Origin of the sequence: Kocuria sp. CNJ-770 (assembly GCF_001942375.1) — a bacterium.
GTDB classification, from domain to species: Bacteria; Actinomycetota; Actinomycetes; order Actinomycetales; family Micrococcaceae; genus Kocuria; species Kocuria oceani.
The window spans coordinates 1-4627 of the sequence record NZ_MKJW01000020.1; the positions used below are offsets into that span (position 1 = coordinate 1).

The 4627-nt window shown below is 76.1% G+C and carries 4 protein-coding genes and 1 pseudogene; 4 read left to right on the forward strand and 1 reads right to left on the reverse strand.

Going from position 1 to position 4627, the window contains the following annotated elements; all coding sequences use genetic code 11:
* Positions 1 to 71: 71 nt before the first annotated feature.
* The 3 genes and pseudogenes from cobA to deoC form a co-directional block, all read left to right on the forward strand.
* A pseudogene (cobA, locus tag BJF77_RS00910) lies at positions 72 to 850 on the forward strand (uroporphyrinogen-III C-methyltransferase); the annotation flags it as partial.
* On the forward strand, positions 840 to 1700 hold the full coding sequence (locus tag BJF77_RS00915; RefSeq protein ID WP_075871018.1) for a uroporphyrinogen-III synthase: 861 nt from the start codon (positions 840 to 842) through the stop codon (positions 1698 to 1700). The pseudogene cobA and the gene BJF77_RS00915, both read left to right, overlap by 11 nt.
* 376 nt (positions 1701 to 2076) lie before the next feature.
* A complete protein-coding gene (gene deoC, locus BJF77_RS00920; protein ID WP_075871019.1) occupies positions 2077 to 2730 on the forward strand; it encodes a deoxyribose-phosphate aldolase in 654 nt (217 codons plus the stop codon).
* 130 nt (positions 2731 to 2860) lie between these two features.
* On the opposite strand, the gene BJF77_RS00925 is transcribed toward deoC, so the two are convergent.
* The gene (locus BJF77_RS00925) at positions 2861 to 4189 is read right to left on the reverse strand and encodes a PP2C family protein-serine/threonine phosphatase (RefSeq protein WP_083664905.1); all 1329 of its coding nucleotides are present in this window, start codon (positions 4187 to 4189) and stop codon (positions 2861 to 2863) included.
* Positions 4190 to 4334: 145 nt separating this feature from the next.
* Between BJF77_RS00925 and BJF77_RS00930 the strand changes: the two genes are divergently transcribed.
* Positions 4335 to 4627, forward strand: a 293-nt coding sequence (locus BJF77_RS00930) for an SDR family NAD(P)-dependent oxidoreductase (protein WP_139318373.1), incomplete at its 3' end; no start/stop codon positions are given.

The following is a 4627-nucleotide window of genomic DNA, read 5'->3' on the forward strand; positions in this document are numbered from 1 at the left end:
CCTGCTCACGGTCCGCGCCGTGAGCGCGCTCCAGGACGCCGACGTGGTCTTCGTGGACCGCTTGGCCCCCGCCGGCGGCCCGCGCCGGCGGCCGGGTGAGCCTGGTCGGCGGCGGCCCGGGCGCGAGGACCTGCTCACGGTCCGCGCCGTGAGCGCGCTCCAGGACGCCGACGTGGTCTTCGTGGACCGCTTGGCCCCCGCCGGCGCCGTGGCCGCCGCGGCCCCCGGCGCCGAGATCGTCCCGGTGGGCAAGACCCCGGGCCACCACCCGGTGCCGCAGTCCCGGATCCAGGAGCTCATGGTCGAGCACGCCCTGGCCGGGCGGTCCGTGGTGCGCCTCAAGGGCGGGGACCCCTACGTCTTCGGCCGCGGCGGCGAGGAGCTCGCCGCGTGCGCCGCCCACGGCATCCCGGTGGACGTGGTCCCCGGGATCACCAGCGCGGTCTCCGTGCCCGGGGCCGCCGGGATCCCGGTGACCTTCCGCGAGGTCTCGCGGATGTTCACGGTCGCCTCCGGCCACGTCCCCTTCTCCGAGGCCGAGCTGACCCACTTCGCCGGGCTCGGCGCCGCCGGCGGCACCCTCGTGGTGCTCATGGGCGTGGCCACCCTCCCCCACCTCGTGGCCGGCCTCGTGCGCTCCGGGGCGGACCCGGCCACGCCGCTGGCCGTGGTCGAGCGCGGCTTCACCGACCGGCAGCGCTCCACCGTCAGCACGCTCGCGCACGCGGTCGAGGACACCGCGGCGGCCGGCTGCGGCTCGCCCGCCGTCGTCGTCATCGGGCCCGTGGTCCGCCTGGCGACCGCGGAGCGGGACGCGTTCCTCGCCGAGGTGACCGCCCATGGCTGCTGAGCAGCTGCCCCTGGCCGGGCGCGTGGTGGGCGTCACCGCGCACCGGCGCTCCGAGGACCAGATCGCCGCGCTCGAGCGCCGCGGCGCCCGGGTGATCCATGCCCCGGCGCTGAAGGTGGAGCCGGTCGGCGAGGACGCGGGGCTCGCGGCGTCCTCCCGGGCGATGTTCGACGCCCGTCCGGACCTGGTGCTGCTGACCACCGGCTACGGGCTGCGCCGATGGCACGACGCCGCCGAGGCGCAGGGCTTCGACGCCGACCTGCTGCTGTGCCTGCGCGAGGCCGCCGTGTACGTGCGCGGGCCCAAGGGCCGCGGGGCGGTGCGCGGGCTGGGCCTGGAGGACGCGGGCATGTCCGCCGACGAGACCACCGAGGGGCTGGTGGACCTCGTGCTCGCCGAGCACGGCGGGGACCTCGCCGGGCGCACGATCGGGCTGCAGCTGCACGGCATCGCCGACGTCGTCCAGCGCCGCCGGCTCACCGACGCCGGCGCCAAGGTGCTGACCGTGACCCCCTACCGCTGGGCCTCCGCCGACGACGCCGGACAGGTGCCGGTGCTGGTGCGCGAGGCCGCCGCCGGGCGGGTGGACGCGGTGACCTTCACCGCCGCCCCGGCCGTGGACGCGCTGTTCAGCACCGCCGAGGAGATCGGGCTGCACGAGGAGCTGCTGGGCGCCTTCCGGCGGGGCATGCTCGCCGCGACCGTCGGGCCCGTCACCGCCGCCCCGCTGCTGGAGCTGGGCGTCGAGCCGCTCGTGCCCGAGCGGTTCCGGATGGGCGCGATGCTCAAGCAGCTCACCGACGCCCTCGCCGCCCCGGGCGCCGCCGGCCGGGAGCCGGACCGGGCCTGACCGCTCCGCGGGCGCGGTGGAAGCGGCGGCGCTCCGACCGGGCGACGAGTGACCGGGAGCGGTCCGCGCGGACGTCGTCGTTCCCGTGCGCCCGGACAGCACCGGGCGGGATGGCCTCCCCGGGATTGGACGGCGGCGGGGGCGCGCCGGCACGGGGGAAAGGGGTGTGCCGACGCGCCCCTGCGACCGTTCAGCCGCTCGGGGCCACGGGCGTCTCCGGTGGTGAGCCGGCTCGACCGTGTCCCGATTCTATCAGGATGCATCGGATTAGCGAACGTTTCTCTGAGGTAATTGCCGGGTCCACGTCGACCGGCACGGGCGCCGGCGGGGCGCCCGGTAGGCTGGGGCGACCCGTCCGACCGTCGAAAGGCCGCCCGTGACCACCCCCCAGCTCGCCTCCTACATCGACCACACGCTGCTCAAGCCGGAGGCGTCGCGGGAGCAGATCGCCACACTGTGCGCGGAGGCCAAGCAGTACGGCTTCGCCTCGGTGTGCACCAACCCCCTGTGGGCCGGGTTCGTGCGCGAGCAGCTGGCGGGCAGCGACGTGCTGACCTGCGTGGTCGTCGGCTTCCCGCTGGGCGCCTCGGCCACGGAGGTCAAGGCCTTCGAGACCGCCACCGCCGTGGCCGCCGGCGCGCAGGAGATCGACATGGTCATCGACATCGCCGCCGCCCGCGCCGGCGAGCGCGAGACCCTGGAGCAGGACATCGCCGCGGTCGCCGAGGCCGCCCACGCGGGCGGGGCGGCGCTGAAGGTGATCATCGAGACCTGCCTGCTGACCGACGAGCAGAAGGTCCTCGCCTGTCAGGCCGCCGTGGCCGCCGGTGCGGACTTCGTGAAGACCTCCACCGGCTTCTCGACCGCGGGCGCCACCGCGGCGGACGTCCGGCTGATGCGCGAGACCGTCGGCCCGGACATCGGCGTCAAGGCCTCCGGCGGCATCCGCACCCGCGAGGACGCCCTCGCGATGCTCGAGGCCGGCGCCTCCCGGATCGGCGCCAGCAGCGGTCCCGCACTCGTCGGTTGAGCCGTCCCGCGCCACGGCCGCACACGCGGGCCGGGAGCCCCGGAACGTCGGCTGCTCGCTCGCGGGGTCGCGGCAGGGAGCCTGCCGGTCAGGCGGCTGCCGCTCGTGGCCAGGACAGGGACCGTGCCGGTCACGGGGCTTCGGCTCGCGCGCGCCGCGGCCGGCCGGATCCGCGGTGCACCGCGAGCACGGTGATGTCGATGGGGTGGCCCTCGGTCACGGCCCACGCCGTGGCGAGGTCCACCGCCTCGTCGGCCCCGATCCCGCCCGGATAGCGCTGGGCGACGCCGCCCAGTCCGCGGGCCAGCGCGGCGTCCGGATCCGCGTGCAGATCGAGGAACCCGTCGGTGAGCACCAGCAGGGTGTCACCGCGAGCCAACCGGGCGGTCCGCACGTCCCACCCGGTCCCATACGCCGCCGACAGGCCCAGCGCCGGCCCTGACCCGGCCAGTCGGCGCGCGCCGGCGGGACCGAGCACGATGGCCGCGCCGTACCCGGCCAGCACGTAGGCCAGGTCGCCGGTGGCCGGGTCGAGTGTGGCCGCGAAAGCCGTCACGAACGTGCCGGCGAGATCCCCGGAGGCCACCGCGGACCGCCCCACCGGCCGGCGGCGAACTCGTCCGGAATCCGTGGCCCGCAGCAGCGTGCGCAGCACGGCCTCGATGGGCGCGGCCGCCCCGTCCGCGCCGGGACCGGCCGCACCGGAGAGCCCCGCACCGGGGACGCCCGCACCGGCGACGTCCCCGCCGGAGGCGTCGCCCCCGAGGACGTCAGCGACCTGCAGCTGCACCCGGCCCCCTTCGTGGCTCCAGTCGAAGTAGCTGCCGGCGGCGCGCCGAGCGGGTGTGCACCGGCCGGCGAGCTCGTAGCCGGGTACGTCGACGTCCGCTGGTGACAGCAGCGCCCGCTGTGCGGCCCCGGCCACCGCGAGCTCGCCGGTGACCGCCAGCTCCTGCTCGACGAGCCTGCCGAGCTGCGCCAGGACCTGCTGGTGCTCCGCGGTGAACGTCCGGGGCACGGTGTCCATGACGCACAGGGAGCCGACCCGCTCCCCCGTGGGCGCGTGCAGGGGTTGCCCTGCGTAGAACCGCACGCCCCGGGACACCACCGTCGTGTCGGCGACCCGCGCCTCGTGCGCGGTGTCCTCCAGGACGAGGGCGCCGCGCTGCTGGACCGTGTAGTGGCAGGGCGAGTACCGGCGGGGCACCGAGACACCGGAGTCGAGGCCGGCGGCGGCCTTGATCCACTGGCGGTCCGCGTCGATGAGGGCGATGGCGGCCATCGGCACCTGGAAGATCAGGCGCGCCAGGGCCACGATCCGGTCGAAGCGCTCCTCGGCGGGGGTCGCCAGCACGTCCAGGGCGTGCAGGGACGCCAGCCGGGCGAGTTCGGCGTCGCCCTGGCGCAGCGGACCGCCGGTCGGCTCCTCCACCCGGGGCGCCCGGGGACGCTCCGTCATCGGGCGGCCCCGTGGCCGCCCGGCGGGGCGGTCGGCGCGGCAGGGCGTTCCCTGACCATCGAACCGGACATGTTGACACCTCCATGAGTTGGTGCCAGCGTAGATCGAAAGCAATCTGATGATCCAGTCGACGGAAGGACGTCCCATGGCCGATCAGTACACGATGCAGGATCCGACCACCCAGTACCCGGGCCCCGACGAGAGCTTCGAGCAGCAGCAGGAGGGTCCGGGCCTGCAGCAGGAGATGGCGCCGAAGCCGGACTCCGGGGAGTCCAGCTACCGCGGCTCCGGGCGGCTGGAGGGCCGCAGGGCGGTGGTGACCGGGGCGGACTCCGGGATCGGCCGGGCCACCGCGATCGCCTACGCCCGGGAGGGCGCCGACGTGGTGCTGTCCTACCTGCCCGCCGAGGAGGCCGACGCCCGGGAGGTCGTGGAGCT

What these genes read in the sequence shown, in the direction of transcription:
- BJF77_RS00915 (WP_075871018.1), top strand. Translation starts at nt 840, where the DNA reads ATGGCTGCTGAGCAGCTGCCCCTGGCCGGGCGCGTGGTGGGCGTCACC.
- BJF77_RS00925 (WP_083664905.1), bottom strand. Translation starts at nt 4,189, where the DNA reads ATGACGGAGCGTCCCCGGGCGCCCCGGGTGGAGGAGCCGACCGGCGGT.